Here is a 513-nt window from a genome sequence, read left to right as displayed (position 1 = left end):
AGTGGCGAGTCAGAAACAACGTGGTACCAAGCCTCAACCGCTAACAAAGTAATTCCTGCAACTCAGCAGTAAGGAGCCTGACATGAAACATTCTACAAAACTGCTTATGACGACGTTGATTTCGGCATTAACCGTAGCTTGTGGAGGCGGCGGTGGAGGTGGCGGCTCAACTACGCCTCCGGCACCAACACCGACGCCATCGGTTCAGGTTCTCGACAATACGGCTGACATCGTGGCGGAACGAGACTTCTCATTCGATATTGGTGAAAAAATAACCTTGTCTGTGAATTATACCGGTTCGACCGAGGGGGCGTTGCACTTGTATTCGAAAGCGGCGTATACCACCGCAAATGGCGATGTGATTGCCGACCCGACATCTCGTATCACGACGTTGTATCCAAACATGGCGGGTGACGTAGAGCTCGAAGTGAATGGCAACTGGACACATCTTTATGCGCAATGGGTGCCGATGAGTGCGCAAGAGTTTGAGCAAAATCGGTCAATTGCGCTAAA

General features: G+C 50.9%; 1 protein-coding gene. It reads left to right on the top strand.

From position 1 onward, the window contains the following. Nucleotides 1-82: 82 nt before the first annotated feature. Nucleotides 83-513 (top strand): hypothetical protein (locus R7E78_RS30700; RefSeq protein WP_318059217.1); only part of this gene is annotated, 431 nt, incomplete at its 3' end.

The sequence above is a fragment of the Vibrio sp. YT-19(2023) genome (assembly GCF_033337395.1).
This window is presented reverse-complemented; position numbering and strand designations above follow the sequence as displayed.